The sequence below is a fragment of the Novosphingobium sp. FW305-C-111 genome (genome assembly GCF_058783565.1).
Genome location: NZ_JBYSYP010000002.1, coordinates 22,649 through 49,242, shown reverse-complemented (window position 1 = coordinate 49,242; position 26,594 = coordinate 22,649). Strand labels below are relative to the sequence as shown.

26 protein-coding genes are annotated in these 26,594 nt (G+C 67.6%); 13 read left to right on the top strand and 13 right to left on the bottom strand.

Annotated features, from left to right (window positions below; translation table 11 throughout):
- Positions 1-8: 8 nt before the first annotated feature.
- Both AC3WLD_RS02750 and AC3WLD_RS02745 read right to left on the bottom strand, forming a co-directional pair.
- Complete coding sequence (locus AC3WLD_RS02750) at positions 9-1,109, bottom strand: inositol-3-phosphate synthase (protein ID WP_492555390.1); 1,101 nt, start codon at positions 1,107-1,109, stop codon at positions 9-11.
- A gap of 94 nt (positions 1,110-1,203) precedes the next feature.
- Positions 1,204-2,310 carry a CDP-alcohol phosphatidyltransferase family protein gene (locus tag AC3WLD_RS02745; RefSeq protein WP_492555389.1) on the bottom strand — a complete coding sequence of 369 codons (1,107 nt, stop codon included), beginning with the start codon at positions 2,308-2,310 and terminating at the stop codon, positions 1,204-1,206.
- 196 nt (positions 2,311-2,506) lie between these two features.
- Between AC3WLD_RS02745 and AC3WLD_RS02740 the strand changes: the two genes are divergently transcribed.
- Positions 2,507-3,370, top strand: a complete 864-nt coding sequence (locus AC3WLD_RS02740; RefSeq protein WP_492555388.1) for a CDP-alcohol phosphatidyltransferase family protein — start codon at positions 2,507-2,509, stop codon at positions 3,368-3,370.
- Here the strand turns inward: AC3WLD_RS02740 and AC3WLD_RS02735 are convergent.
- Together AC3WLD_RS02735 and AC3WLD_RS02730 are read right to left on the bottom strand one after the other, a co-directional pair.
- Positions 3,367-4,854 carry a lipopolysaccharide biosynthesis protein gene (locus AC3WLD_RS02735; RefSeq protein ID WP_492555387.1) on the bottom strand — a complete coding sequence of 496 codons (1,488 nt, stop codon included), beginning with the start codon at positions 4,852-4,854 and terminating at the stop codon, positions 3,367-3,369. The genes AC3WLD_RS02740 and AC3WLD_RS02735 overlap by 4 nt on opposite strands.
- 66 nt (positions 4,855-4,920) lie before the next feature.
- Complete coding sequence (locus tag AC3WLD_RS02730; RefSeq protein ID WP_492555386.1) at positions 4,921-6,267, bottom strand: MFS transporter; 1,347 nt, start codon at positions 6,265-6,267, stop codon at positions 4,921-4,923.
- 95 nt (positions 6,268-6,362) lie between these two features.
- Here AC3WLD_RS02730 and AC3WLD_RS02725 point away from each other — a divergent pair, with 95 nt between their 5' ends.
- Positions 6,363-6,989 (top strand): class I SAM-dependent methyltransferase, encoded by a 627-nt coding sequence (locus tag AC3WLD_RS02725; protein WP_492555385.1) that lies wholly within the window; start codon positions 6,363-6,365, stop codon positions 6,987-6,989.
- Between the two features lie 4 nt (positions 6,990-6,993).
- Here the strand turns inward: AC3WLD_RS02725 and AC3WLD_RS02720 are convergent, their stop codons facing one another.
- The gene (locus AC3WLD_RS02720) at positions 6,994-7,824 is read right to left on the bottom strand and encodes a hypothetical protein (RefSeq protein ID WP_492555384.1); all 831 of its coding nucleotides are present in this window, start codon (positions 7,822-7,824) and stop codon (positions 6,994-6,996) included.
- A gap of 81 nt (positions 7,825-7,905) precedes the next feature.
- On the opposite strand from AC3WLD_RS02720, the gene lipB reads away from it, so the two are divergent.
- Positions 7,906-8,592 carry a lipoyl(octanoyl) transferase LipB gene (gene lipB, locus AC3WLD_RS02715; RefSeq protein ID WP_492555383.1) on the top strand — a complete coding sequence of 229 codons (687 nt, stop codon included), beginning with the start codon at positions 7,906-7,908 and terminating at the stop codon, positions 8,590-8,592.
- Entirely contained in the window at positions 8,592-8,900 is a 309-nt protein-coding gene (locus AC3WLD_RS02710) for a hypothetical protein (RefSeq protein ID WP_492555382.1), read from the top strand. The genes lipB and AC3WLD_RS02710 overlap by 1 nt, the downstream gene beginning before the upstream one ends.
- Positions 8,901-8,952: 52 nt before the next feature.
- Here the strand turns inward: AC3WLD_RS02710 and AC3WLD_RS02705 are convergent, their stop codons facing one another.
- Positions 8,953-9,831, bottom strand: coding sequence for an HpcH/HpaI aldolase/citrate lyase family protein (locus AC3WLD_RS02705; protein WP_492555381.1), 879 nt, complete (start codon positions 9,829-9,831; stop codon positions 8,953-8,955).
- 13 nt (positions 9,832-9,844) lie between these two features.
- On the bottom strand, positions 9,845-10,945 hold the full coding sequence (locus AC3WLD_RS02700; protein WP_492555380.1) for an alkene reductase: 1,101 nt from the start codon (positions 10,943-10,945) through the stop codon (positions 9,845-9,847).
- 70 nt (positions 10,946-11,015) lie between these two features.
- Between AC3WLD_RS02700 and AC3WLD_RS02695 the strand changes: the two genes are divergently transcribed.
- Positions 11,016-11,915: a DMT family transporter gene (locus tag AC3WLD_RS02695; protein ID WP_492555379.1), complete on the top strand. Its 900-nt coding sequence runs from the start codon at positions 11,016-11,018 to the stop codon at positions 11,913-11,915.
- Position 11,916: 1 nt separating this feature from the next.
- Here AC3WLD_RS02695 and nadA read toward each other — a convergent pair whose 3' ends face one another.
- From nadA to AC3WLD_RS02675, 4 genes are all read right to left on the bottom strand, one after another.
- Complete coding sequence (gene nadA, locus AC3WLD_RS02690) at positions 11,917-12,921, bottom strand: quinolinate synthase NadA (protein WP_492555378.1); 1,005 nt, start codon at positions 12,919-12,921, stop codon at positions 11,917-11,919.
- Between the two features lie 42 nt (positions 12,922-12,963).
- Positions 12,964-13,749, bottom strand: coding sequence for a hypothetical protein (locus AC3WLD_RS02685; RefSeq protein WP_492555377.1), 786 nt, complete (start codon positions 13,747-13,749; stop codon positions 12,964-12,966).
- Between the two features lie 70 nt (positions 13,750-13,819).
- Entirely contained in the window at positions 13,820-14,497 is a 678-nt protein-coding gene (locus AC3WLD_RS02680) for a DUF4230 domain-containing protein (protein ID WP_492555376.1), read from the bottom strand.
- Positions 14,479-15,402, bottom strand: a complete 924-nt coding sequence (locus AC3WLD_RS02675; protein ID WP_492555375.1) for an MBL fold metallo-hydrolase — start codon at positions 15,400-15,402, stop codon at positions 14,479-14,481. The genes AC3WLD_RS02680 and AC3WLD_RS02675 overlap by 19 nt, the downstream gene beginning before the upstream one ends.
- A 113-nt stretch (positions 15,403-15,515) precedes the next feature.
- Between AC3WLD_RS02675 and glpK the strand changes: the two genes are divergently transcribed.
- Entirely contained in the window at positions 15,516-16,997 is a 1,482-nt protein-coding gene (glpK, locus tag AC3WLD_RS02670) for a glycerol kinase GlpK (RefSeq protein WP_492555374.1), read from the top strand.
- A gap of 21 nt (positions 16,998-17,018) precedes the next feature.
- On the opposite strand, the gene AC3WLD_RS02665 is transcribed toward glpK, so the two are convergent.
- Together AC3WLD_RS02665 and AC3WLD_RS02660 are read right to left on the bottom strand one after the other, a co-directional pair.
- On the bottom strand, positions 17,019-17,489 hold the full coding sequence (locus AC3WLD_RS02665) for a DUF1465 family protein (RefSeq protein WP_492555373.1): 471 nt from the start codon (positions 17,487-17,489) through the stop codon (positions 17,019-17,021).
- A 152-nt stretch (positions 17,490-17,641) separates the two neighbouring features.
- Positions 17,642-17,839 carry a YdcH family protein gene (locus AC3WLD_RS02660; RefSeq protein WP_492555372.1) on the bottom strand — a complete coding sequence of 66 codons (198 nt, stop codon included), beginning with the start codon at positions 17,837-17,839 and terminating at the stop codon, positions 17,642-17,644.
- 155 nt (positions 17,840-17,994) lie between these two features.
- Between AC3WLD_RS02660 and AC3WLD_RS02655 the strand changes: the two genes are divergently transcribed.
- The 7 genes from AC3WLD_RS02655 to AC3WLD_RS02625 all read left to right on the top strand — a co-directional run bounded on the left by AC3WLD_RS02655 (position 17,995) and on the right by AC3WLD_RS02625 (position 26,593).
- Positions 17,995-18,156: a YdcH family protein gene (locus tag AC3WLD_RS02655; RefSeq protein WP_492555371.1), complete on the top strand. Its 162-nt coding sequence runs from the start codon at positions 17,995-17,997 to the stop codon at positions 18,154-18,156.
- Between the two features lie 89 nt (positions 18,157-18,245).
- Positions 18,246-20,519: a phosphoenolpyruvate--protein phosphotransferase gene (gene ptsP / locus AC3WLD_RS02650; RefSeq protein WP_492555370.1), complete on the top strand. Its 2,274-nt coding sequence runs from the start codon at positions 18,246-18,248 to the stop codon at positions 20,517-20,519.
- Positions 20,520-20,653: 134 nt separating this feature from the next.
- Positions 20,654-21,496, top strand: coding sequence for a helix-turn-helix domain-containing protein (locus AC3WLD_RS02645; protein ID WP_492555369.1), 843 nt, complete (start codon positions 20,654-20,656; stop codon positions 21,494-21,496).
- Positions 21,497-21,606: 110 nt separating this feature from the next.
- Complete coding sequence (locus tag AC3WLD_RS02640; RefSeq protein ID WP_492555368.1) at positions 21,607-22,596, top strand: tetratricopeptide repeat protein; 990 nt, start codon at positions 21,607-21,609, stop codon at positions 22,594-22,596.
- A 40-nt stretch (positions 22,597-22,636) separates the two neighbouring features.
- Positions 22,637-23,548: a tRNA lysidine(34) synthetase TilS gene (tilS, locus tag AC3WLD_RS02635; protein ID WP_492555367.1), complete on the top strand. Its 912-nt coding sequence runs from the start codon at positions 22,637-22,639 to the stop codon at positions 23,546-23,548.
- A 107-nt stretch (positions 23,549-23,655) separates the two neighbouring features.
- Positions 23,656-25,596, top strand: coding sequence for an ATP-dependent zinc metalloprotease FtsH (gene ftsH / locus AC3WLD_RS02630; protein WP_492555366.1), 1,941 nt, complete (start codon positions 23,656-23,658; stop codon positions 25,594-25,596).
- Between the two features lie 4 nt (positions 25,597-25,600).
- Complete coding sequence (locus AC3WLD_RS02625) at positions 25,601-26,593, top strand: quinone oxidoreductase family protein (protein ID WP_492555365.1); 993 nt, start codon at positions 25,601-25,603, stop codon at positions 26,591-26,593.
- Position 26,594 lies beyond the last annotated feature (1 nt).

Below are 26,594 nucleotides of genomic sequence, written 5' to 3'. Positions count from 1 at the left end.
TGCCGGCCTTATTCGGCGGCAAGCGCCTGGTCGGCGATGTATTCCTCGACCATCTGCGCGGCCAGATCGTCGTTGAACTGCTGCGGCGGGTGCTTGCAGAAGTAGGCCGACGGGCCGATCAGCGCGCCGCCCTCACCGCGGTCCAGCGCAACCTTGCAGCAGCGGATGGCATCCATCACGCAGGCCGCCGAGTTCGGGCTGTCCTCGACCGAGAGGCGCAGTTCGAGGTTCATCGGGACGTTGCCCCACTGCGCGCCTTCGAGGCGGAGGAAGCACAGCTTGTTGTCCTTCTGCCAAGGAACATAGTCCGACGGGCCGACATGGATGTTCTCGTCCTCGAGACGCTGGGCGAGCATGGCCTGCACCGCCTCGGTCTTCGATTCCTTCTTGCTGCCCAGACGCTGGCGGTCGAGCATGTTCATGAAGTCGGTGTTGCCGCCGGTGTTGAGCTGGTAGGTCCGCTCCACGGTCACGCCGCGGGCCGCGAACAGGCTGGACAGGACGCGGTGGACGATCGTGGCACCGACCTGGGCCTTGATGTCGTCGCCGACGATGGGGATGTTCTTTTCGCGGAACTTCTTTTCCCATTCCGGGGTGCTGGCGATGAACACCGGCATGCAGTTCACGACCGCCACGCCCGATTCGAGCGCGCAGTTCATGTAGAACTCGGTGGCTTCCTGCGAACCGACGGGCAGGAAGTTGATGAGGACTTCGGCACCCGAATCCTTGATCGCCTTGACGATCGTTTCCTTGCTGGCTTCCGCTTCGTCCGAGAGGATGAAGCCCTTTTCACCGAGCTGGGTCATGTGCGGGGCAACGCCGTCCGAGACGTGGCCCATGATGACCTTGGCACCGGTCGCCGGGACGTTGGGCATGAACACGGCGGTGTTGTTCGGCGCGGCGAAGATCGCTTCCGAGATGTCCTTGCCGACCTTGCGCTTGTCGACGTCGATACCGAGCACGAATTCGACGTCACCCGCGCCGTAGCCGCCGATCTTGTCGTGGATCAGACCCTGCGAGGAGTTGTTCGTGCGGTAATAGGCGACGCCCTGGACCAGCGAGCTGGCGCAGTTACCAACGCCGATCACGGCGACCTTGATAGGCTTCATGTAATCAGATCCCTTCAAACAGGCACGCGTGGCGGCTGTAACGATTGTGCCTCATTTCCAAATCGCGCGCCAAAAGCAAGAAGTTTCCCCCCAGTCAAGCTTGACGTGGCGCGAGGGCGAATATGACAGCGGCCAGCCAGCCGGCCGCAATCAGCGCAAAAAGCGCAAGAGCCTGCGACGCCATACCCGAGGCAATGAGCAACGCAAACCCCAACGCAAAGAAGTCCCGGCTGGTCAGGGCGGTCAGGCCGCGAACCAGGGGGGCGAAAGCCGCGCCGGATCTGGCGCGGTAGTGCTCCTTGACCACATCGAAGCTGAACGGGGCGTGGCTTTTCGCGGAAGCCCGTCCGATCAGCGCCAGTCCGACCAGCAGCATGGCGAGCCCGGAGAGGCCGACCTGTGCCGACAGGTGACTGCCCTGCCAGTGGAGGTTCAGGGCCACACCGAGCAGGAATGCGAGGTTCGTGGCGGCATCGATCATGCTGTCGAGCGCCGCGCCGACGCGCGAGCTGCGGAAGGTTGCGCGGGCGATCTCGCCATCGACTCCGTCGAAGATCGAGGCCGCCTGGAACAGCAGCGCACCAGCGACAAGACCCCAGTCTCCTTCCCAGCCGACCAATGCCGCGAACATCGTGGCGGAAATCAGCGCGGTGCCGATCGTCGCATGGCACGGCCGGATCCCCGGGATTGTCAGGAGCAATCCCGAGATGGCGCGGGAGACCGGCCGGTTGATGTGGTGGGAAACGATGCCATCTGTAGCCTTGGCGGTTTCGCGCAGCACTTCGCGGCCAGCCGCCGCAAGCCGCCGGCCCGAATCGCCCGCGACCAGCGCGGCCAGCGTCTGGCGGTCTCTTTGCAGGTCGCCACTGGCGATGGCGACCGCTTCACCCGGGCCTTCGAGGAGCGCCCGGCTGCTGACAATCCTGTCGCCGGCGACCAACAGCGCGCCTCGTCGAGGACGCAGGCCGTCATGGCTGGCAAAGCGCGGAGGTGGTCCATCGGCAATGCGGGCGCACTCGGCCTTCACGGTAGGCGATGCGGCCAGTTCGGGCGCCGCAATAGTCAGTTCGGTGATCCCGGCGAGTCGCGCCTCCCGTACAGCCCGCGCGGCTGCGGGTACGCCGGCGATGAGCCGGCCCGCGTCCCCGTTCGACGCGAATACGATGATGGCCTGTCCAGGAATCCCCTGAAACCTCCCCAAGCAGCTGCAGGAAATCGACCGTCCCTGCGCGCTAAAGCTGTTTACCCGCCCAAAAGCTTTATATAGCCGGGCGCGGCAGTCGCCAAGCCGGGACGCGAGGGAGCAGCAAATGGTTGTGGATGCAGGCGGATCTCCGTCTCTGCAGGGCGCGCACGCTGCCCGGAAGGAGCCCGAGCGACCGCGCCGTCCGCGCGAGATGCAGGACCCGCTCAATCACTACCTCTACCACCCGCTGGCCTGGCAGCTGGCACGGCGGCTGGCGAGAACGCCGATCACGCCGAACATGGTCTCGGTCATCGGCGGCCTGTTCGTGGTCGCGGCGGCGCTGTCGTACTGGGGTCTCGCGTGGCCGGGCGGTGCGGTGCTCGGAATGGCGCTGCACATGACCTGGCATGTCGTCGACGGCGCCGACGGCGACCTCGCACGCATAACCGGCAAGTCGAGCCCGCTGGGCGAGATGATCGACGGGGTCTGCGACTACGCCAGCCACATCGTGCTTTACGTGCTGCTCGCGTTCGTCCTGACGCGCACGGCCGGCGCAGGGACCGCCTGGGCATGGACCGTGGCGGCGGGGCTCTCGCATATCGTCCAGTCAAACCATGTAGAGGTCCAGCGCCGGTTCTACCAGTACTGGACCTACGGCGTGCCGTTCCTCCACCACTCGCGCCAGAACGAAGCCGGGCTGTTCGAGAAGAAGAGCGGGATCGCGCGGGTTTTCCAGGTCATCGCCGACCTCTACCTGCGCCTCGCCACAGGACTGACGCCGCATCTCGAGCGTGTCGACGAGGCGGTGACCGCGGCGAAGGACGATCCGGCCCGGCTGCAAGCGATCCGGGCAGTGGTCGCTACGCACGTGCGTCCGCTGCTGCCGCTGCTCAAGTTCCTCGGTCCCAACCCCCGTGCGATCGTGCTCGGGCTTTCGATGATTGCGGGGACGCCGCTGTACTACTTCATCTACCAGGCGATCGTGCTCAATCTGTTGCTGGTGCTGTCGGTCCAGCTGCACAATCGCGCGGCGCGCCGCGTCGCGGCGGAGCTTGAGGCCAAGGGCCTGCTCTAGCTGACGCGGAACCGGGCCAGCGACAGCTCGCCCGGCTGGACCTTGGTCCACAGCGAGATCAACGCGCCATAGGTTCCGATGGCGAGGACCGGCGGGGCGATCTTGTCGACCAGCGGCGGGGCCTGGAACAGCACCACCAGCGCTTCAAAGGCGGCGACGCCCACCGCCGCGCCGACCAGCGCCGCGGCCAGCGGGGGGACGGCATGAAGCGGTGCGTTGCGGACGCCCAGCCCCTTCAGCCAGTGCCGCCGCAGCAGCGCTGCGCTCATCGCAGCCGCCAGCATGGCCAAGGCCGCGCCCAGCGTTCCCAGTTCCGGCGCCAGCAGCGGGATCAGCACTGCGGCCGTCGCGATCAGGCCGAGATTGAGGATCAGGGCGAGGTGCGGACGGCGGTAGTAGATGATCAGCTCGGCCACCCCGAACGCGCCGTTGACGGTCTCGGTTGCGACCATCGCCAGCAGCGTCCAGTAGCCGACGACGTACTGCTGCCCGAACAGACCGAGCAGCGCCTCACCGGCCGCGACCATCAGCAGCACCACGGCCAGCTGCGCGGAAAGGATGACCCGTGTCGCCGCCGCCATGGCGCCGCCCGCGGTCTCGTCCCCGTCAGCGCGCATCGTACGGGCGGTCAGCGGGGTAAGGATGCCGTCGAACGCCTGGCGGACCTGGAGCACCGGGGTGCGGAGCTGGCGGACCACGCCATAGATGCCCGCCGCCCCGTCGCCGAGCAGCAGCCCGACCATGAACAGGTCGATCCGCCCGGCCATGGCGGTGAGGAAGTCGCTCCAGCTTGCCGGGATCAGCGACCGGACCCGCTGCGCGAGCTTGCGGCGCGACGGTCGCCACGCCATCAGCCGCCACGGCCCCAGGCCCCGCCGTGCGCTCCACAGCGCATATGTCACGAGCGCAAGGCTCCCACCCCAGTAGCCGACCAGCATGCCGGTCTGCGTCATCCCCGCGTACCACGCGGCCAGCGTCACCGCCGTGCCGACATAAGGCTCGATGAGTCCGCGGCCCGTCACCTCGAAGCGCATCTTGTGAGTCCAGCGCGTCGCGGCGAGCGAGATGTCCGCGCCGATCTGGCATAGCACCGCCGGCGCAAGCACCATCAGCGCGAACCGCTGGGCGTCGGACACGGCGTCGGCGGGCAGTGCCCACGCGAGTCCGATCACGAACAGTGCGGTCAGCGTGCCCATGCATAGCGCAAGAAGCAGGGCGTCGAGCACTACGTGGGTCGCACCGCGGCTTTCGGCCTCATCCTCCAGCCACGGAAAGATCATCCGCTTGAGGCCGAGGCTTGCCACCGGGACCGCCACTTCGACCGTCGCGACCGCGAACGAGAAGACGCCGTAAAGCTCCTTCCCGAACAGCCGCCCGCCCACGTAGAGCAGCGAAGCGCGCGCCGCGAACCGGATCACGAAGCTGAGGACGTTGGAGCCGACGCCGCGCGCAATGACCTTCTGGCTGGTGGCGGCGCTCGACATCGCGCGGGTGGCTAGGGCCGGCAACTCCGGTTGGCAAGCCCGGGCAAGGACTTGCCGTCCTCGCGATCAGGCAAAATCGTTTGCAGGGCGCGGCATCCGGATGACGATCAGGATCGCAGCAAGGCACTGCGCAGTGATCGCCGCCCAGGCCAGCCACTCGATATGATTGTAGAGCCACACGCCTACGGCCGGAGCTATGATCACCGTCGCCCCGTTGACCGAGCTGATGATGCCTGCCGCCTCACCCTGCTCGCGGCGCGGGACTGCAAGACTCGCGCCCGATGTGAAACCAGGCCGGAACAGGCCGGCGCCGAGAGAGAAAACGGAGAAGCCGATGGTGATCGCATGAAGGTCTGTGCCGACGGCGATGAGGGCGATCCCGGCCACGGCGAGCACCATGCCGGACAGGCTCAGCGTCCGCGGACTGGGGTTGAGCATGGGAATCAGACCCCATTGCGCGAGCAGCGTGGTGACCGCGCCCGCCATCAGGACCAGCCCGATAGGACCCGCGCCCGCATCGGGTGTACCGCGCATGCCCAGCCGGTCGAGCAGCAGGAATCCGATCACGCCCATGATCATCGACTGGGCATGGCCCCCCAGCAGCCCCGTCGCGACCCAGCCGCGGATCCGGGGATCAGTCCAGCGCAGGCGGTCGGGGCGGTCCGCCCCGTCGTCGTCGGCTTTTTCGGGATCATCGGCGCGCGGAATGCTCGCCGCGCCCCCGCTCGCCGGATAGGCTGCGGCCTCTCCCCGTGCGGCGAAGCGCGGGTCGTCGTCCGGCAGGCGCAGGCGCAGCGCGATCAGCACGGCGAGGCCGAACACGGCGCTCACCGCAAAAGGGCCGACCAGCCCGAACGGCGGAAAGATGAAGAACGGAGCGATGGCCGGTCCGATGACCGTGCCGAGACCCCAGCTCGAGGCCAGCATCGCCAAGGCGCGGGTCCGCTTGTCGGGTCCGGTGCGGCTGGCGACATAGGCCTGGACGGCCGGAGAAGAAGCGGAGGCGATCAATCCGTTCAGCGAGCGGAACAGGGCGAACAGCAGGATGGTTGTGAGCCCGGAATAAAAGCCGAGAAGGCCGTAGTGCAGCACGACCCCGCACAAGGCAAAGCACAGGGTGAAACCGAGCATGCCGAGCGCCATCATGGTCTTGCGCCCGCGCCGGTCCGAGCGCCGGGCCCAGAACGGCGACATCATCGCCCAGAGCACCGCCGACCAGGTGAAGGCGAGGCTCACCCACACGTCCGCGATGCCGAGGTGCGTGCCGATCGAGGGCATCACCGACTGCATCGCGGTGTTGCCTGTCGCGGCGACCAGCATGACCATGTAAAGCAGTGCCATCCGTCCCGGCGGCAGCGCCAGCGCGTCATCGGCTACGGTCGGGCCGTTCCCGGATCGGGTCAGGTCGTGCATCACTGTCGGGTTAGTCCCGGCCTTGCCCGCTTGCAATGCTCCGGCAAATTTGCGACGGCGGCGATAATGTTCCTTGGCAAGGGTCCCTTCCCCGCATGACGAGTTCGCAGGCTGCGCGACGGCCCCTCCTCCAGCGTGCGAAGCGCAGGGCCGCGGAAATGCTCGGGCCCTGGGGCGTGTTCTTCAAGGGCTTCCTCAAGCACCCGGTGATGGTCGGCTCGATCATTCCTTCGTCCGGTCGGACCATCGCCAAGATGCTCGGCCCGGTGAAGTGGGACGAGTGCAAGCTGTTCGTCGAATTCGGACCGGGCGTCGGCACCTTCTGCCGCCCGGTGCTCGACCGGTTGCGCCGCGACGGCATGCTGATCGTGATCGACACCAACGCCGACTTCATCGACTACCTGCGCCGGACGATCCGCGACAGCCGCTTTGTCGCGGTTCACGGCTCGGCCGCCGACGTCGAGGAGATCGTCAAGGCGCACGGTCACGACCATGCCGACTATGTGCTGTCGGGCCTGCCGTTCTCGACCCTTCCCGATGGCGTCGGCCCTGAAATCGCGGCGGCGACCCACCGCGTGCTGCGTCCGGGCGGGGCGTTTCTCGTCTACCAGTTCTCGGCCAAGGCGCGGGACTTCATGGCGAAGCACTTCCGCCATATCGACCAGGGGTTCGAGCTGTGGAACGTGCTCCCCTGCCAGCTCTTCTGGGGCTGGAAGGAATAGGGGTCTAGCTGAAGACTTCGGTCGTGGCGGGTTCCGCCGGGCCCGCAAGCTGGCGGTAGATCGCCAGTTGCACCGCCGAGAGGTACAGCATTCCCAGCGCTGAAAGCGTGCTCGACAGCGTGGCGATGAGCACCCGCGCTACCTCATCATTGGCGACGAAGGCCAGGATGGTGCCGACCAGCCCCTCGATCAGGCCGGAAACAATGCCATAGACCAGCGCGAGAAGCAGCAGGAACAGCGCGATCCGCCCGGCCTGTCCGCGGGTAAGTGCCCAGCACCGCTTGAGCAGGGCCACCGGGTTGCGAAGCGCTTCCATCGTCAGCAACGAGGTCAGGACGATGAACCGCATCGCCAGCCAGACCGCGATGCCCAGCGCGATGAACACGAACACCGCCGCTATCGCCTGAGAGCCGGTCGCGCCGCCGATGCCGAGCAGCAGGCCCAGCCCCAGGCCGAGCGCGAGCCCGTAAAAGAGCTGCGCCGCGATCAGCACCGGGAGGAGGGCAAAGGCCCGGCGAATCGCCTGCCCGACGGTTGGCCTGGTCCTGTCGCCCATGACGATCTGCAGCGCGAGCACGCCCACCAGCCCGAGCAGCATCGTCGGCAGCGCCCAAGGGAGGCTGGCGATGTAGTAATCGCGCAGGAGCGGCCACATCTGCTCGCTGGTCATGGTCTCGTCGAACGTCGGCTGCGGGACCGCGAGTTCGAGGACGAGCGTCGGCAGGAGGAGAAAAACGCCCGCGACGGTCATCAGCAGGCCGCGGTTGGCGGAGACGCGGCGTGCGGCGTCGTTCCACGCGGCAAGGGCGTCGAGCTTGGGGGTGATTGGCTGCATGGCCGCGTTCTAGCAGCGTCCGCCGGCCTTTCCAGTCCCGGCCTCTTGCGAATTTGCGGCGCGCAGCGCATCTCGCGCGCCATGGACGCGACCACCGGACTGAAGCTCCCCGACCAGATCGAATGGCGCATCTCGCCCGAACAGGTGCCCTACCGCGATGCGCTGACCGAAATGGACCTGCGCAATGCCGCGATCGGGGCCGGCGAGGCGGGCGATCTGGTCTGGCTGCTCGAACACCCGCCGGTCTACACCGCCGGGACCAGCGCCGCCGCGGACGAACTTCTCGACCCCCGGTTCGAGGTGGTCGAGGCAGGGCGCGGCGGCCGCTACACTTATCACGGACCGGGCCAGCGGGTCGGCTATCTCCTGCTCGACTTGCGCAAGCGGGCGCGCGACGTGCGCGGCTTCGTCCACGCGGTGGAGGGCTGGGTGATCGACACGCTCGGCGACTTCGGGGTCGAGGCCTGGCGTGCGCCGGGTCGAATCGGCATCTGGACCAACGGCGCGGATGGGCGCGAAGCCAAGATCGGCGCGATCGGGGTGCGCATTCGTCGCTGGGTGACGATGCACGGCTTTTCGGTCAATCTCTCCCCCGATCTCTCGCATTTCGGCGGGATCGTGCCGTGCGGGATCGAGGAGTTCGGTGTCACCAGCCTGGCTGCACTCGGATACGAGGTTGCGCCCGAGGCATGGGATCGGGCAATGCTGGCCCGCGCCGGCGAATTTCTCGCCAAGCTCGACGTTCCCTGTCCGCCCGAGGCCAACTGATGCGCTTGCTGATCCTGTCCGTCGCGGTGCTCGCCCTTGCCGCATGCGACAATGCGAAGAAGGCCGACCCGAACGCCCGCGCCGCGGGGAACGAGGTCCTGGAAGGCACGATCAGCGATTCGATGCTGAGCCTCGACCGCTCGACTGCGGAAGCCCCGCTCGCCCCGGCCAAAGCCGGCAAGGACGACGCCAAGGCGGGCAAGAAGAAGGGTTCAGACGCGAGCGCTGCGGCGGAGGATGCCGGCGACGAGCCCGCAGCCAAGCCGACGCCGAGCGCGAAGGCTTCTCCCGCTGACGCCGATCAATAAATCTCGGCGGCGTCTCCGCGAAGGCGGGGGTGCGACAGCAGGACCGAGCCCATCAATCCATCCCCAGCATTCGCTTCGCCAGCTTGAGGTGCGGCTGGTCGATCATCTTGCCGGCGATCTGCAACGCCCCTGCGCTGGGGTTGCTGGCAAAGGCCGAGACCACGGCGCGGGCAAAGGCGATTTCTTCCTCGCTGGCCGAGAACGCGCGGTTTATCACCGGCACCTGGCTGGGGTGAATAGCCAGCATCCCGGTGAAGCCGTCAGCCTTCGACGCGGCGGCATAGGCGGCGAAGCCCTCCTCGTCGCGGAAGTCGTCGTAAAGCGTGTCCACGGCCATGATTCCGCGGGCATGGGCGGTGAGCAGGACCTGCGCGCGGACGAAGCGGAAGGTGTCGGTCCACTGTTTGGCGGCGTCGCGTTTCCGGGTTGCGCCAAGGACTGCAGACAGGTCTTCCGCACCCCAGGTGAGGCCGCACAGGCGCGGGACCGTGGTGTCGAGGTACGACGTGATCGTCAGCGCGGAATGCGCCGTCTCGCTCACCAGCGGGAGGATCTGGGTCCGCCCGGTCGGCAAGCCATTGCGCGATTCCTGCTCATACAGCTCGGCAGCGAGCTGGCGGACCTGTTCGGGACCGGCCGCCTTGGGCAGCACGATCCCGTCGGGTGCGGCCGGCATCACCGCCAGCAGGTCCTCGCGCCACAGGTCGGTGTCGAGCGGGTTGATCCGCACCCACCGTCCCATGGTTCGCTCGGTCACCTTGCGGCGGTGCGCCTCGAGCCAGTCGCGCCCCATCCGCCGCGCGGTCTCCTTGTTGTATGGCGTCACCGAATCCTCGAGGTCGACGATGATCGCGTCGGCCCCGGTCTCGGTGGTTTTGAGCAGCTTCTTCTCGCTGTCGCCGGGAACGAAGAGCCAGGAACGGATGGTCATTGCAGGGTTGTCCTCAGGCGGCCGCGGCTTCGGCCATGGTGGGATAGTCGGTGTAGCCGTGCTCGCCCGGGAAGTACCAGGTCTTCGGCACGCCGACGTTGGGTGCCCATTCCGCGCCGATGCGGATGCGCTCGACGAGATCGGGGTTGGAGATGAATGGCCGACCGAAGCTGACCGCATCGCACCGTCCGGATTCGATGTCGGTTGCGGCCTCGGCGGCGGTGTAGTCGCTGTTGAGCACGAGCGGGCCGGTGAATAGCGATCGGAACAGCCGGTCTTGCTTGGGCACGTCCGTCTGGCCAAAGGTCCCGTCCGGCCCCGGCTGGCGCAGTTCGACGAACCCGACCTTCAGCGCCTCGAGCGCCTTGGCCGCTTCCCCGAAGACAGCCGCCGGATTGCTGTCGTCGGCCCCTTGCGAATCGCCATTGGGGGAGAGCCGGATCGAAACGCGGTCGGCGCCCCACACCGCGACCAGCCGTTCCATCACTTCGCGCATGAGCCGCACGCGGTTCTCCGGTGAGCCGCCGTAGTCGTCGTCACGGAAGTTGGAGTTGTCGCGGATGAACTGGTCGATCAGGTAGCCATTGGCGGAATGGAGCTGGACTCCGTCGAACCCGGCGGCCTTGGCCTTCTCTGCGGCGTTGCCGTACTCGTCGATCAGCCGGGGAATTTCGTCGAGCCGGAGCGGCCGTGCTTCGACGAACGGCTTGGGCCCGGTCGGAGTATGGGCATGGCCCGGCGCGGTCGTTGCGGAGGACGAAACCGGCGGCGCGCCGTCGAGATAGTCGGGGTGGACGATCCGGCCCATGTGCCACAGCTGGCAGACGATCCGGCCGCCGGCCTGGTGCACCGCTTCAGTCACCGGCTTCCACGCATCGGCCTGCGCATCATTCCAGATGCCCGGCGCGGCGAACCAGCCAAGGCCCTGACGGCTGATGCCCGTGGCTTCGGAGATGATCAGCCCGGCCGCGGCGCGCTGGCGGTAGTAGGTCTGCATGATCTCGGTCGGTACGCCGTCGCTCTGCGCCCGCCCGCGGGTGAGCGGAGCCATCAGGATGCGGTTCGGCGCTTCGATCGCGCCAAGGCGGACAGGCTGGAACAGCGAATCGTGCATGCGTTCTTACTCCCCCGGAAAGATGAAAAAAGCGATGCCTTGCCCCGGCGAACCCGTCTAGGGCGAGGCGATGGATGAACCGTCAGTTCGATACCAGCCGGTAGCGACCGGGCAAGCCGTTTCGCGCAAGGGTGCTGTTGCAGCGCTGGTACTGGGCAATATTGCCTTGGCGCTCGGTCCGTGGTCCGTGCGCCTGGCGGACAGTGGCCCGGTTGCCGCGGGCTTCTGGCGTCTGTTCCTGGCGCTGCCATTCCTCGCCCTGTTCGCCAGGCGAAGCGGCCAGCCACTGGCTGGCTATGGCCGCAAGGCGTGGATCGTGGTCGCGGTTGCCGGCGTGCTGTTCGCGTTCGACCTCGCCAGCTGGCACATCGGCATCGGCAAGACCCGCCTCGCCAATGCGACGCTGTTCGGGAACGCGGGCAGCCTGATCCTGATGGTCTGGGGACTTGCCGCCGCCCGTCGCCGTCCTCGCCTGCTCGAGCTTTCGGCAGTTGCGCTGGCGCTGGCCGGTTCGGCGATCCTGCTGGGGCGTTCGCTGGAGATCGACACGCAGACGTTGATCGGCGACCTGTTCTGCATCCTCGCCGGATTCTTCTACGCGTTCTACATCCTGCTCCTGCAGGACGCGCGCGATCGCTTCGGCGGATGGAGTCTTTTGTTCCACTCGAGCCTGGCCGGCGCGCCGGTCCTGCTTGGCATCGCGCTGTGGCTCGGCGAGCCGGTCTGGCCGCTCAACTGGTGGCCGCTCATTGCGCTCATGCTGCTCAGCCAGATCATCGGCCAGGGGCTTCTGGTCTATGCCCTCAGGCACTTTACCCCGCTGGTGATCGGCCTCGCCTTGCTGACCCAGCCGGCGGTTTCGGTCCTCGCCGGCTGGTTCGCGTTCGGCGAAACGCTGGGCTGGCTCGACGCGGTCGGGATGATCGCCGTGGGCGGCGCGCTGGTGATGGCGCGCAAGGGGGCGGGCTAGATCAGATCGCAGGCTTGAACGGCATCGCCCCCAGATCGCCCATGCCTACCGTGCCGCTGGCCATTTCCAGCATCCGGTCGAGGCTCTTCTTCGCGGCGAGGCGAAGGGGCTCCTCGATCTCGATCCGCGGGCTCAGGTCGCGCAGGGCGAGGTAGAGCTTCTCCATCGTGTTGAGCGCCATGTAGGGGCAGATGTTGCAGTTGCAGTTGCCGTCCGCGCCGGGCGCGCCGATGAACTGCTTGTCGGGGATGGCGAGCTGCATCTGGTGGATGATATGCGGCTCGGTCGCGACGATCAGGGTGTCGCCGGTGAAGGTCTTGGCGAACTGGAGGATCCCGCTGGTCGAGCCAACGTAGTCGCAATGGTCGATGATGTGCGGTGGGCATTCGGGGTGGCCGGCAACCGGCGCGCCGGGGTGCTGGGCCATGAGCTTCAATAGCTCGGTCTCCGAAAACGCCTCGTGGACGATGCACACGCCCGGCCACAGCAGCATGTCGCGGCCGAACTTGCGATTGAGATAGCCGCCGAGGTGCCGGTCCGGGCCGAAGATGATCTTCTGGCTTTCGGGGATCTGGGCAAGGATCGTCTCGGCGCTGGAGCTGGTGACGATCACGTCGGAGAGCGCCTTCACCTCGGTCGAGCAGTTGATGTAGGTCAGCGCGATGTGATCGGGGTGTGCCTCGCGGAAAGCCTTGAACTTGTCCGGCGGGCACGAATCCTCGAGGCTGCACCCGGCGTCGAGATCGGGCAGGACGACGATCTTCTCAGGGCTCAGAATCTTGGCGGTGTCGGCCATGAACTTGACGCCGCAGAACGCGATCACCTCGGCGTCGGTGGCCGCGGCCTTGCGGCTCAGCTCCAGCGAATCGCCGACGAAATCGGCGATGTCCTGGAGCTCGGGCCGCTGGTAGTAGTGCGCCAGGATCACCGCGTTGCGCTCTTTGCGAAGGCGGTCGATTTCGGCGCGGAGGTCGAGGCCGGCGAGGTTCGTGGGCTGGGCTGTCATGCTGGGGACATGGCCGCTCCGGCCCACGCAATCAAGGGAAGGTTACGCGGCCGCCGGCGGGAAGGCGCCGAATTCCAGCGGCGCCACTGTCGCCCCATGCGACCCCGCGGCGACCCAGTCATAGATGGCGGCGGCGACCGGCGAGTGGGCCAGCAGCCAGACCGAGACGAAGCCGACCGCCAGGACCGCCGTGCCCGTCCACCACGCCGGATGAACCCGGCCGGCGTTCCGCTTGTCGCGGACCATGCCGATGACCGGGAAGATCAGTCCGGCGACGACGGCGATCTCGAACGCGTAGGGAATGAGCAGCGGCATCGGCAGCAGGCGTCCGAACGCCGGACCCATGATCGCGGCAAGCGCGCAAACGTGCAGCCGGACGTGCCAGTCCGTTTCGCGGCGGCGCGATACGGCGTAGCAGGTGAGCGCGATGAAGATTAGGATCGTGCCGGGGTTCTCGATCAGGAAATGCTGCGGGCGGAAGAAGAACGGCACAGTGCCGTTGCGGACCGTGGCGGTGATCACCCACGTACCCATGGCGAGCATGAAGCTCATCCAGCCCATCGCCAGCCAGCCGAGCTTGCGGTGCAGCGCGATCGGCCCCCGCGCGCCGAGCCAGCCCTGGGCCACGAAGATCACCAGCCAGCCGAAGAAGGCGATGGCGTGGAGATGGACCCTGAGCGGCGATGCGAAGGTGGAGCGACCGGCGAGGTACTGGCTCGTGAACCCGGCGACCGCCGTCAGGAACATGGCGATGGCGAGCCGAGCGCCAAAGCGAAGATCGGAATCGGCCTCAGCCGAGGTCTGCTGGTGGATCGCGAGTGTTGCCACGATCGTATCTCCCGTAACGAGTTTGCCGGCGCGCCCCTACCACGTCCGACTCGGCGAGAGATGCTGCTCGTCACATCGGATTCGGCTCTCCGTCGAACCGTACCACGACTTTGACCTCCCCGTACCCAGCGACCTGCAGGGGGATCGCGAGATTCTGGCGCACGGCATCACGCGCCGCACCCTTGGCGAGATCCATCAGAACCGGATTCGCGGCCTGCTCGACCGCGATGCGTTCCGCCAGTCTGGTGTTGTCGCGGGTCAGCTTGTCCTGCGCGGCGCGGGTGATCCACACGCCTTCGCGGAGGTACTGGGCGCGGGCCTCGTCGAGGTTGGGCTTGCTGACGGCGACGGGCGGGAGCGCGACCGAAAGCGTCTTGCTCGCCTCGTCCCACTTGAGCCGGTCCTTGCCGACCTGCGAAAGATCGAGCGTGTAATCGACCCGCGCCGGGATCACTGCGACCTGCTTTGCCTGGACAAGGCCAAACAACCGCGAATCGTCGCTCGACACCACCGGCGCGAGCTGGGCGCTGAACACGGTCAGCTTGTTCTGTTTCTCGAACGCGACGAGGCTGGTGGCGAGCGGATCGCCGTGATCCTCGGGTCCGAAGGCGCGCCAAGCCAGCCAGGCGGCGGCCGCGAGCGCGACGATGAACAGCAGCCACGGCAGCATCGACGCGCGTGCCGGCGGAGACTCGCGGCGCAGTTCGGGCTGGAGCGTGGTGGGTTCTTTCAGTTCAGGGCTGTCCATAGCGCTTCCGAACGGGCGACCCGGCCCTGCCGTTCCAGCTCCTCGAGATGGGCGAGCACCGAACGGCCCGCAGCGCCGGTCAGGCGGGGGTCGAGACCCTTGTACATCTGCGGAACCATCGTCTCGATCGTTGCGGACCCCGACTCCAGCACGCGGAGGATCTGCCGCTCGCGCTGGCGGCGGTGGCCGAGCATGCCGCGGATGAACTGGCGGGTGTTGTGCACCGCCGGACCATGCGCCGGGTAGTAGACGGTGTCCTGCCGGTCATAGAGCTTCTGCAGGCTCGCCATGTAGTGGCCCATGTGCCCGTCGGGCGGGGATACGACGCTGGTCGACCACCCCATCACGTGGTCGCCGGTAAACAGCGCGCCGCTCTCCACCAGGGCATAGCAGAGGTGATTGCTGGTATGACCCGGGGTCGCCACCGCTTCGATGGTCCAACCGTCGCCGGACACCTGCTCGCCATCGGAGAGGACCCGGTCCGGGACGTAGTCGGGATCGAAGGCGGCATCGGCGCGCGGGCCGTCGTCGTCGAGCGCCAGCGGAGCGCAGCCGATGATCGGCGCGCCGGTCGCGGCCTTGAGCGCGCGGCTCGCCGGGCTGTGGTCGCGGTGGGTGTGGGTGCACAGGATCGCGGCGAGTGTGGCGCCACCAATCGTGGTGAGGATCGCCTCGACATGGCCGGTCGAGTCATAGGGACCGCTTGTACCCACCGGACCGGGATCGATCACCGCCACGTCGCTCCCGGTGCCGATCACGTAGGTCTCGGTGCCGGTAAAGGTATAGGGCGAAGGATTGGGTGCGAGCACGCGGCGGACGAGGGGTTCGACCTGCTCGGCAAGGCCGGTGGGCCAGGTCGAGGGATCGTGCGGGTCCTGGTTCATCAGGGCGGGGGGCTGGGCCATTGCCCTTCCGTATGGAGACCCCGCTGCGCCAAGGCAACCGTGCCACCGCTTGCCAGAGCCCAAGCCCACCTTATCATGCCGCGCCAACAGGACCTTCGGGAGAGGCTTCCCAGATGAACCCGCTCGCATCGCTGCTGCTCGTGCTCGACGCCGGGACCACCTCGACACGGGCGATGCTGTTCGACCGCGAAGGCGCGATCCGTGCTGTGGCGCAGCGCGAACTGACCCAGCACTACCCGGCCCCCGGCCAGGTCGAGCACGATGCGGCAGAAATCTGGGAGTACACCCTCGCCTGCGCCCGCGACGTGGTGGCGCAGGGCGGCGGGGCGGACCGGATTGCCGCCATCGGCATCACCAACCAGCGCGAGACCGTCGTCGCGTGGGATCGCAGCACCGGCGCGCCGCTCGCCCGGGCGCTCGTCTGGCAAGATCGCCGCACCGCCGAAACCTGTGCGCGCCTGCGTTCGGAAGGGGCCGAGCCGCTGGTCCAGGCGCGCACAGGCTTGCTGCTCGATCCGTATTTTTCCGCCACCAAGATGCGCTGGATGGTCGAAAACGAACCGGCGGTCGTGTCGGCCGCCGCGGGTGGCCGGCTGGCCTTAGGCACCGTCGAAACCTGGCTGGTCTGGAACCTCACCGGTGGCGGGCATTTCGTGTCCGATGCCAGCAACGCCAGCCGCACCAGCCTGCTCGCGCTGGACGGCGAGACATGGGACCCGGAGCTGGCCGAACTTTTCGGGGTGCCGCTCGCGGCGCTGCCGGCTGTCTGCGACAGCGCCGGCCGGTTCGGCGAGAGCCTGCCCGGCCTGCTCGGCGGGGCGATCCCGATCTGCGGCATGGCCGGTGACCAGCAGGCGGCGACCATCGGGCAAGGCTGCCTTGCCCCGGGCGACGTCAAGGCGACGTACGGAACAGGCGCATTCGTTCTCGCCAACATGGGAGAGGTCCTGCCGCGCTCGGGCCACCGCCTGCTGGGCACGGTGCTGTGCCAGGTGGACGGCCGGCGCACCTATGCCCTGGAGGGCTCGGTGTTCGTCGCCGGCAGCCTGATCAAGTGGCTGCGCGACGGACTGGGCCTCATCGCCGATGCAGGGGAGACGGCTGCGCTGGCGGAATCGGTCGAGGACAGCGGCGGGGTCGTCCTGGTCCCGGCGCTGTCGGGCCTTGGCGCACCGCACTGGCGACCGGAGGCCAGGGGGCTGCTTGCCGGCCTCAGCTTCGCTACCGGCAAGGCGCATGTCGCGCGTGCCGCACTCGAGGCGATGGCGCACCAGACGCACGACCTGATGGCCGCTTTCACAGCCGACCGGGCCGGCTGGGCGTCGCTGCGAATCGATGGCGGAATGAGCGCCAACGACTGGATGGCGCAGGACCTCGCCGACATGCTCGACCTGCCGGTCGAACGCCCCTCCTCGGTCGAAACGACCGCGATGGGCGCGGCGATGCTCGCCGGGGTCGGCTGCGAAATGTTCGCCTCGCTGGAAGACGCCTGCAAGGCGATGCGCGGCGAGGTGCGCCGGTTCGAGCCGGCGATGGACGCTGCGGTGCGGGATGAACGGCTCAGCCGCTGGGCGGAGGCTTTGGCAAAAGTGTGATCCGGCCGTTCGGCCGCGCGCTCAGTGCGCCTGGGCGGCCAGCCGCTCGCGCAAGCGTTCGAGCGCGCCGGGTGCTCCTGCCGCGGGCGTGCCGCGCCAGGCGTTCTCCAGCCGCTGGATGCGCTCGTACAGCCGCTCGGTCTCGCCGATCAGTTGCTGGAGCGGGCGCGGCAGGCGCGCAACGACTTCGGCCTCGCTCGGCGGAAAGCTGCTGATCAGCTTGCCGTGACGGCGCAGCTGCAGTTCGGAAAGCTCGCCGGCGAAGTGGGCCCGGTGGTTCAGCAGCCATGCCATGCAGTGCATGACCCGAGTCGTCGTGCGCAGCGCCTCGCACGAGAGGGCCACCCGATCGAGATCCTCGCCATCGCCGATCGTCTTCTCGGCGGCGGCACGCGCACGGTCGAACTGGCTGCGCACCTCGTCGGCAAGAACCAGCGCCTCGCAGTACAGCGAGTCCACGATCCGCGGGTTGAGGCTCGGCAAAAAAGGCATCCCGACAGTCCCCTATGCCCGCCGGAATCGCCCGCCAACCGGCGTGGTTCCGCTGTTCACGGACCAATGCGGGACTGTGCCGGAACGGGACAGATCGCCCGCCTCGGCGCAGGTATCGTTTGGCGGCACAACTATCTGAAACATCGTCACAATCATGCAATGATATCGGGAATCAGGTAATCCTCGATCAGCGCAATCTGGTCCTTGAGCAGAAGCTTGCGCTTCTTCAGCCGGGCGATCTGCAACTGGTCGCGCGAACCGGCATTGGTCAGCGCGTCGATCGCCGCGTCGAGGTCGCGATGTTCGACCCGCAAGCCCTCCAGTCGCTTGCGCATTTCGTCTTCGGTCACGCCCGTCCCGTCCCTTTCGCCCGCAGTCCGTCGCAGCACGGTCCACCGTCCGGCGCGAGATCGCTTGCAAGATACGGAGAATGTGGTTGCATGACAACGCACGGCTCGCCGTGAGTCGTGTCACTTGCGGGGCGTACCCCGCCAGGAGGACATCGATGGAATCTTCGCACCTCACTGCCCTGCAGTCGAAGAAGGCCGGCCTCGAAGAACAGATCCAGGCGGAAATGGCCCGCCCTGTTCCCGACGATGCGATCCTGATGGAGCTGAAGCGCAGGAAGTTGCGGCTCAAGGAAGAGATTACCCAGCTCGTCCACTGACCCCCACCGCATACGAATATCCGGGTGAGGCGCAGCCTGGCGGTTCACCCGGTGTTTGCAGCGAGGCGGCCTTGCGCTAGCGTCGGTCCATGCTGAACGCCGTAGCCGCCGCCCGGTCGATCCTCACCTCGCTGCACGAGGTCATGGCCTCGCGCTCGGGCGTGCAGGCCAAGCTCAACCAGGTCGTGGAAGTCATCGGCAAGGGCCTCGATAGCGAGGTCTGCTCGATCTACCTGCTGCGCGAGGGGATGCTCGAACTGTTTGCGACCCGCGGCCTTAACCAGGCCGCGGTCCACGTCACCAGGCTGGCGGTGGGCGAGGGCCTGGTCGGCACGATCGCCGGCAACGTCGAAACGCTGAACCTCGCCGAGGCATCGGGCCATCCCGACTTCGCATTCCGCCCGGAAACGGGCGAGGAAAAGTTCCACTCGTTTGCCGGCGTGCCCATCGTCCGGCGCGAACGGGCGGTCGGTGTCGTCGCCGTCCAGCATGTCGATCCACGCCGCTACGAGGAAGTGGAGATCGAGGCGCTGCAGACCGTGGCGATGGTCCTTTCGGAACTGATCGCCAATGCCGACCTCATCGATGACGAGGATTCGGCCGGGCTCGGCGCGCTTCTCACGGGCCCGGATCGCCTCAAGGGCCTGACCCTGGTCAAGGGCCTCGCGGCCGGGACGGCGGTGTTCCACCAGCCGCGCGTGACCATCGAGCACGTCATGGCCGAAGACATCGAGGCCGAGCGCAGCCGGGTCTATCTCGCCTTCGACAAGATGCGCGACCAGATCGACCGGATGGCCGGCCAGGCCGAGTTCGGCGCCGGCGGCGAGCACGAGGAGGTGCTCGAGACCTACCGCATGTTCGCCTATGACGAAGGCTGGAGCCGGCGGATCAACGATGCGATCTCGTCCGGTCTCACGGCCGAGGCCGCGATCGAGCGGGTCCAGCAGCGCACCCGGATGCGGATGCGGCAGATCGACGACCCGCTTCTCGCCGACCGGATGCACGATCTGGAGGACCTGTCGAATCGCCTCTTGCGGATCGTCTCGGGCCAGCTCGGAACCGCGGCCAGCCTGGGCCTCAAGGGCGATGCGATCCTCATTGCCCGCAACCTGGGTCCGGCCGAGCTGCTCGAATACGACCGGCGCCGGCTGAAGGGCGTGATTCTCGAGGAAGGCTCGCTCACCGCCCACGTGGTGATCGTGGCGCGGGCAATGGGCGTACCGGTGATCGGCCGGCTCAAGAGCCTGCGCGGCAAGATCCGCGAGGGCGACCAGCTGCTGGTCGATGCCGACCAGGGCGTGGTCGACGTGCGGCCCTCGCCAGCGCTGATCGAGGCGTTCGAGAACCGTTTCGCCAAGAATCGCGAGCGCCAGGCGATCTATGCCCAGATGCGCGAAGTCCAGCCGGTCACCCGCGACGGGGTGCGGGTGCGGGTGATGATGAACGCGGGCCTGCGCGATGATATGCCGATGCTGAGCCTGACCGGGGCGGACGGCATCGGCCTGTTCCGTACCGAGTTCCAGTTCCTCGTGTCCGCGACGCTGCCCTCGCGCGAGCGCCAGACCCGCCTGTATCGCGACGTGCTCGATTCCGCCGGGGAACGCCCGGTGGTTTTCCGCACGGTAGACATCGGCGGCGACAAAGTTCTCCCCTACCTCCGCCACAACGACGGCGAGAGCGAGGAAAACCCCGCAATGGGATGGCGCGCGCTGCGGGTCGCGCTGGAGCGCGAGGGCCTGATGAAAGTCCAGGCTCGCGCATTGCTGGAAGCGGCAGGCGGGCGCACGCTCAACGTGATGTTCCCCATGGTGACCGAGCCATGGGAGTTCGATGCTGCCAAGGCGGTGTTCGACGGCCAGCTCGCGTTCTTGCGCAAGCAGAAGAAGGTCCTGCCCGAGGCGATTCGCTATGGGGCGATGCTCGAAGTGCCGGCGCTCGCGGAATGCCTCGACCTGATCGCACCCAAGGTCCAGTTCGTCTCGGTCGGGACCAACGACCTGACCCAGTTCCTGTTCGCCGCCGATCGCGCCAACCCGAAGCTCGCCGAACGCTATGACTGGCTTTCGCCCGCGATCCTGCGGTTCCTTCGCCGCGTGGCCCAAACGCTGGCACCCTACGGGGTCGATCTTACGGTCTGCGGCGAAATGGGCGGGAGGCGGCTGGAGGCGCTGGCCTTGCTCGGCTGCGGGATCACCCGGCTTTCCATCACCCCGGCAGCCGTCGGTCCGATCAAGGAACTGGTGTGCAAGGTCCAGCTGTCGGAGATTCGCAGCCACATGGACAAGTTGCTCGCCGACCCGCCGCAGGACATGCGCTCGGCGTTGGCCGAGTGGGCGTTCTTCAAGGGAATCGATTGCGACTGAGCCGCTGGAATCGTTCGGTTCGTCGCCCCCTTCGCCATAGCGGAACGCAATGGCGTTGACAGGGAAGGAATTTTCCCTCTCGTTGCGCGTTCCTTCGGGGGCGTCGCACAAGAAAATAGACGGGAGTACCTGCCGTGGCCGAAGCCGGCGGTGATGACACGACATTGACCCTCACCAGGGTCGGAGACCGCTTGAAGGCGGCGCGCGAGGCCCAGGGCCTCGACCTCAAGCAGCTTTCGCAGCGGACCAAGGTCACCTTGCGCCACCTCGAGGCGATCGAGCAGGGCGACTACGGCGCCCTGCCCGGAAAGCCCTATGCGATCGGCTTTTCCAAGAGTTACGCCCGCGCGGTCGGGCTCAACGACCTGGAAATCGCCGACGCGGTCCGCGCCGAGCTGCGGGAGGCGGAGCCGGCGCAGCCCGCGCGCGTGATCCACCAATACGAGATCGGCGATCCGGACAAGACCCCGTCCTCGCGCCTGGCCTGGCTGGCCGCGCTGGTCGCCGTGGCGATCTTCGGGCTCGGCTTCGTTTTGTGGAAGAGCTTCTACTTCCCCGCCGCGGGCTTGCCGCCGGTGACCGCCGATGCGCCGCCGCCCGCGCAGCAGCAGGCGGTTGCGCCGCCGCAGCAGACCGCTGCGCAGCCGGGCGGAGCGGTGACTTTCACCGCGCTCGATGATGGGGTGTGGGTCAAGTTCTATGACCGCGCCGGCAAGCAGCTGCTCCAGAAACAGCTCACCAAGGGCGAGAGCTACACCGTCCCGCCAGAGGCCGACGGGCCGCAGATCTGGACTGGCCGGCCCGAAGCGCTGGCGATCACTGTCGGCGGGCAGGCGGTGCCCAAGCTGGCCGAGGCGCAGGTGACGATGAAGGACGTGCCGGTTTCCGCCGCCGCGCTTCTGGCCCGGGTGGCCGCGCCCACACCGGCGAACGCGGCGCCTCAACCGCAGGGCGCGGCGTCCACGGCGACGATGTAGCGCGTCTCGACAGGGTCGACTGCGAACCGTAAGGATTCGCGCCGAATGGTAGGGTGTTCATCGGCGGTATGGCGTCAATCTGCCAACCGGCGGTGGATGGACAGGAACGGATGGACACGATGAACAGCCACTCGCGCGGACGGATCGCCGCGCTTGCCCTCATGCTTGGTGTCGCGACGCCGGCGGTGCTCCCGGCCCCGGCGCTGGCCCAATCGCAGCCGGCCGAGACGACCGAGCAGAAGGTCCGCCGCCACGACGGTGAGATCAAGGCGCTCCAGCGCAAGGTCTTTCCTGACGGTGCCGGCAAGTATTTCGCGCCCGAGATCGCGCCCAACCAGACTGCGACCACGCCCCCCGTCGGCACTCCTGCGAGTGGGCCGGTCAGTGACCTGCTGGTGCGGATGGACGCGCTCGAGGCGCAGAACGCTCGCCTGACGGCGCAGCTCGAAGAGGCGCAGAACCGGCTGTCGAAGCTGGAGGCACAGATTGCGGCGATGTCGCCCCCGCCTGCGACCACTCCGATGTCCTCGCTTGACCCGGCCGCCGCACCCGCCCCGACAAACGGAGCTACGATTGCCACGAATACTGCCGCGATGACCGGCGGTGCGTCGGTGAAGCCGGCTCCTGCACCGGCTGTGACCACTCCAGCGCCCAAGCCCGCGCCCGACCGCGTCGCCGCCGTCCAGGCGATCGAAAAGCCGCAGACCAATGACCGCGGCGAGGACGAGTACACCTACGGCTTCCGCCTGTGGGAGGCGAAGTTCTATCCCGAGGCCCAGCAGCAGCTCCTCCGTTTCGTCGGCCAGTATCCGCGCCACAAGCGCATCAGCTATGCCCGCAACCTGCTTGGCCGCGCCTATCTCGATGACGGCAAGCCGGGTACGGCCGCGCAGTACTTCGTCCAGAACTACAATGCCGACATGGCGGGCGATCGTGCGCCGGACAGCCTGCTGTACCTAGCGGTGTCGATGACCCGCCTGAAGGAAACCAAGCGCGCCTGTGTCGCCCTGCAGGAGCTGGGCGAGAAGTTCCCCGGCGTCGTCGCGGGCCGGCTCGCTGCCGACTACCGCAGCGCCAGGGCCGGGGTGAAGTGCAATTGATAGGGCGGACGACCACCTGACCGGTCGCTTCGCCGCCGCATTGGCGGCGTGCGAGCCGCCGCCAGGCCGGATCGCGCTGGCGGTGTCGGGCGGGCCGGACAGCCTCGCCCTCCTGCTGCTCGCGCATGGCGCCATCCCCGGCGCATTCGAAGTCGCCACGGTCGACCATGGCCTGCGCGAAGGCAGCGCGGCCGAAGCAGCCGAGGTCGCCCGGGTCTGTGCCAAGCGCGGCATCCCCCATCAGACGCTGACCGTCGCAGTCGCCAATGACGGCAACCTTCAGGCTAATGCCCGCACCGCGCGCTATGCAGCGCTGGCAGCATGGCTCCATGCGCGCGGGCTGGTTGCGCTCGCCACCGCGCACCATGCCGACGACCAGGCCGAAACGATGCTGATGCGCCTCAACCGGGGCGCCGGCGTGCGCGGGCTGGCGGCGATGCGCACCGTGTCGCCGGTTCCAGGCACAGACGACCTGCCGCTCTTGCGTCCCTTGCTCGGGTGGCGGCGCGACGAACTCGCGGCCGTCGTCGAGGCGGAAGGCCTTTCCGCTGCGGACGACCCCTCCAACGCCGCACAGAGGTTCGAGCGGGTGCGGGTCCGGCAAGGACTTCGCGACGCGGGCTGGCTGGATCCCGGCGCGCTCGCCCAAAGCGCTGCGCACCTGGCCGAAGCCGACGCGGCACTCGATTGGGCGGCGGCCCGCGAGTGGGAGGAGCGGGTGGAGACGGCGATCGCGATGCTCTCCTATCGTCCTTGCGCCCCGCGCGCCGTCCGGCTGCGGGTGCTGGAGGCGGTCATCGACAAACTCGGGACCGGGGCGCCACGGGGGGCAGAGCTGGCCCGCTGGCACGATTCGCTGGAAGCGGGCGGCACCGCCACGCTCGCCGGCGTTCGCGGCGAGAGCCGGGGGACAGAATGGCGCTTCACCGTAGCCCCGCCTCATCGCGCCTGAAAAGCTGCGGCGCGACCCCGCAAAAATGCGCATCGCCGTTATATTGAGATTCACGCGGGGCGGCCTACATTGAAGGCCAATCCCCCTTTCCCACCGAAAGCGAAGCGATGAACGACGACCAGCCGCAGGGCAATCCCTGGATCAAGAGCCTCCTCGTCTGGGGCGGCATCTTCCTTGCGCTGCTGCTGCTGGTGTCGATGGTCGGCTCGCGCACCGACACCGCCGGGACCGCGATCCGCTATTCAGACTTCCGCGCCAAGGTCGCCGAAGGTTCGGTCAAGGAAGTGCAGATCGGGGAGGACCGGATCACCGGGACCTTCACCAACGACCAGCAGTTCTCCACCGTCCCGGTGCCCAACGACGCCACGCTGTCGCAATTGCTGCAGGACAACCGCGTTCCCTACTCGGCCAAGGCCCCGGACGAGCCGAACCTGCTGATCTACATCCTCGCGCAGTCGCTGCCGTTCCTGCTGATCCTCGGCGTGGCGTTTTTCGCGCTGCGCCAGGTCCAGAAGGGTGGGGGCTCGGGCGCAATGGGTTTCGGCAAGTCGAAGGCCAAGCTGCTGACCGAACGCCAGGGCCGCGTGACGTTCGACGATGTCGCCGGCATCGACGAAGCGCGCGAGGAACTTGAGGAAATCGTCGAGTTTTTGCGCGATCCCTCACGCTTCTCCAAGCTTGGCGGGCAGATCCCGAAGGGCGCGCTGCTGGTCGGCTCGCCCGGCACCGGCAAGACCCTGCTCGCCCGCGCCATCGCGGGTGAGGCCGGCGTCCCGTTCTTCACCATCTCGGGGTCGGACTTCGTCGAGATGTTCGTCGGCGTCGGCGCGAGCCGCGTGCGCGACATGTTCGAGCAGGCCAAGAAGAACGCGCCGTGCATCGTCTTCATCGACGAAATCGACGCGGTCGGTCGCCACCGTGGCCACGGCCTCGGCAATTCGAACGACGAGCGCGAACAGACCCTCAACCAGCTGCTCGTCGAGATGGACGGGTTCGAGGCGAACGAGGGTATCATCATCATCGCCGCGACCAACCGGCCCGACGTGCTCGACCCCGCGCTGCTGCGCCCGGGCCGCTTCGACCGCCAGGTCGTGGTGCCGATCCCCGACATCGAGGGCCGCGAGAAGATCCTCTCGGTCCACATGAAGAAGGTGCCGCTCGCACCCGACGTCAATCCGCGCACCATCGCGCGTGGCACTCCGGGCTTCTCCGGTGCGGATCTCGCCAACCTCGTCAACGAGGCCGCACTGCTCGCCGCGCGCCGCAACAAGCGCCTCGTTGCCATGCAGGAGTTCGAGGACGCCAAGGACAAGGTCATGATGGGCGCCGAACGCCGCTCCATGGTCATGACCGACGACGAGAAGAAGATGACCGCCTATCACGAGGCCGGGCACGCGATCGTGTCCGTCAACGAGCCGGCGTCGGACCCGATCCACAAGGCGACGATCATTCCGCGCGGCCGTGCGCTGGGCATGGTGATGCGCCTGCCCGAGCGTGACAGCTATTCCTACCACCGCGACAAGATGCACGCGAACCTGTCGGTCTCGATGGGCGGGCGCGTGGCGGAAGAGATCATCTTCGGCCACGACAAGGTCTCGTCCGGCGCATCGAGCGACATCCAGTACGCCACGGGCCTGGCCCGGGCGATGGTCACCAAGTGGGGCATGTCGGACAAGCTCGGCCCGCTGATGTACGAGGACCAGCAGGAAGGCTACCTCGGCATGAGCGGTTCGCAGCGGCTGTTCGTCTCGGACGAGACCAACAAGCTGATCGACACCGAGATTCGCGGCCTGGTCGATGGCGCACACGAACGCGCGACCGAAATCCTCAAGACCAACGAGGACAAGCTTCATCTGCTCGCCCAGGCTTTGCTCGAATATGAGACGCTGTCGGGCGACGAGATCAAGGCGCTGCTCGAGGACGGCAAGATCGACCGGCCCGATGCCCCCAGCGGCGTGGTCCGCCCGCTCCCTGCTCAGGGTTCGGCAGTGCCGCGCGCGGGCCGCAAGTTCGGCGGCGCGGCCGGCGCGCAGCCGCAGGGCGCCTGATCAGGTGCCCGACGGCGAGGGGCGGCTTGGCGAAGCCGTCGTGCTGCGCACGCAGGGTGGGCCGGATTGCCTCGTCGCCGAGCAGGTGCCGACCGGTAAACCGGGCCCCGGCGAACTGTTGATCCGCCAGCGGGCGGCCGGCGTCAATTTTCACGACGTCTACGTCCGCAACGGGCTGTACCAGACGCTTGCCCTGCCGGGGGTGCCCGGGCTGGAAGGCGTGGGCGAAGTCGTCGCCACCGGACCCGGTGTGAGCGAGTTCGCGGTTGGCCAGCGCGTGGCGTGGATGGACCGCAAATACGGCGGTTATGCGCAGTGGAAGGTCTTGAAGGCGGACCTTGCCGTCGCAGTGCCAGACGAAATCGACGATACCACCGCTGCCGCCATCTTCCTCAAGGGACTGACCGCGCATGCTTTCGTCGAAGGCGCACACAAGGTCGTCGAAGGCGAGCGCGTGCTGGTCCATGCCGCGGCCGGCGGCGTGGGGCGGCTGCTCGCGCAGATGGCCAAGGCGCGCGGGGCGCTGGTGATCGGCACCGCCGGTTCCCCCGAAAAGGCCGAGATCGCCCGCGAATCCGGTTGCGACCACGTCATCCCCTACCGCGAGCAGGACTTTGCCGAAGCGGTGATGGATCTGACCGGCGGCAAGGGGGTCAACGTCGCCTACGATGCGGTCGGGCGCGACACCTTCGACGGATCGCTGGCCTCACTCGCATTGCGCGGCCACCTCGTCAATTACGGGCAGGCATCCGGGCCGATCCCGCCCTTCGAGATCGCGCGGCTCTCGGGCAAGTCGCTTTCGATTACCCGCCCGTTCCTTTGGGCCTACCTCGAAACTCCGGGCGAACTGCGCGACGCTTCGGCGAGCCTGTTCTCGGCGATCGCGGGCGGAAGTCTCAAGGTCGATATCGGCGGGACGTTCACGCTCGCGGAGGCGTCGCGGGCGCACGAAGCACTGGAAGCGCGGCAGAACGGACCGTTTGTCCTGACCTGCTAAA

Coding starts and splice junctions, on each gene's coding strand:
- AC3WLD_RS02695 (WP_492555379.1), top strand. CDS start 11,016: ATGGATGAACCGTCAGTTCGATACCAGCCGGTAGCGACCGGGCAAGCC.
- AC3WLD_RS02655 (WP_492555371.1), top strand. CDS start 17,995: ATGGAATCTTCGCACCTCACTGCCCTGCAGTCGAAGAAGGCCGGCCTC.
- AC3WLD_RS02730 (WP_492555386.1), bottom strand. CDS start 6,267: ATGCACGACCTGACCCGATCCGGGAACGGCCCGACCGTAGCCGATGAC.
- AC3WLD_RS02725 (WP_492555385.1), top strand. CDS start 6,363: ATGACGAGTTCGCAGGCTGCGCGACGGCCCCTCCTCCAGCGTGCGAAG.
- AC3WLD_RS02750 (WP_492555390.1), bottom strand. CDS start 1,109: ATGAAGCCTATCAAGGTCGCCGTGATCGGCGTTGGTAACTGCGCCAGC.
- AC3WLD_RS02665 (WP_492555373.1), bottom strand. CDS start 17,489: ATGCCTTTTTTGCCGAGCCTCAACCCGCGGATCGTGGACTCGCTGTAC.
- AC3WLD_RS02705 (WP_492555381.1), bottom strand. CDS start 9,831: ATGACCATCCGTTCCTGGCTCTTCGTTCCCGGCGACAGCGAGAAGAAG.
- glpK (WP_492555374.1), top strand. CDS start 15,516: ATGAACCCGCTCGCATCGCTGCTGCTCGTGCTCGACGCCGGGACCACC.
- AC3WLD_RS02680 (WP_492555376.1), bottom strand. CDS start 14,497: ATGGACAGCCCTGAACTGAAAGAACCCACCACGCTCCAGCCCGAACTG.
- AC3WLD_RS02700 (WP_492555380.1), bottom strand. CDS start 10,945: ATGCACGATTCGCTGTTCCAGCCTGTCCGCCTTGGCGCGATCGAAGCG.
- AC3WLD_RS02710 (WP_492555382.1), top strand. CDS start 8,592: ATGCGCTTGCTGATCCTGTCCGTCGCGGTGCTCGCCCTTGCCGCATGC.
- AC3WLD_RS02640 (WP_492555368.1), top strand. CDS start 21,607: ATGGACACGATGAACAGCCACTCGCGCGGACGGATCGCCGCGCTTGCC.
- AC3WLD_RS02675 (WP_492555375.1), bottom strand. CDS start 15,402: ATGGCCCAGCCCCCCGCCCTGATGAACCAGGACCCGCACGATCCCTCG.
- AC3WLD_RS02735 (WP_492555387.1), bottom strand. CDS start 4,854: ATGTCGAGCGCCGCCACCAGCCAGAAGGTCATTGCGCGCGGCGTCGGC.
- ftsH (WP_492555366.1), top strand. CDS start 23,656: ATGAACGACGACCAGCCGCAGGGCAATCCCTGGATCAAGAGCCTCCTC.
- AC3WLD_RS02720 (WP_492555384.1), bottom strand. CDS start 7,824: ATGCAGCCAATCACCCCCAAGCTCGACGCCCTTGCCGCGTGGAACGAC.
- nadA (WP_492555378.1), bottom strand. CDS start 12,921: ATGACAGCCCAGCCCACGAACCTCGCCGGCCTCGACCTCCGCGCCGAA.
- AC3WLD_RS02740 (WP_492555388.1), top strand. CDS start 2,507: ATGCAGGACCCGCTCAATCACTACCTCTACCACCCGCTGGCCTGGCAG.
- ptsP (WP_492555370.1), top strand. CDS start 18,246: ATGCTGAACGCCGTAGCCGCCGCCCGGTCGATCCTCACCTCGCTGCAC.
- lipB (WP_492555383.1), top strand. CDS start 7,906: ATGGACGCGACCACCGGACTGAAGCTCCCCGACCAGATCGAATGGCGC.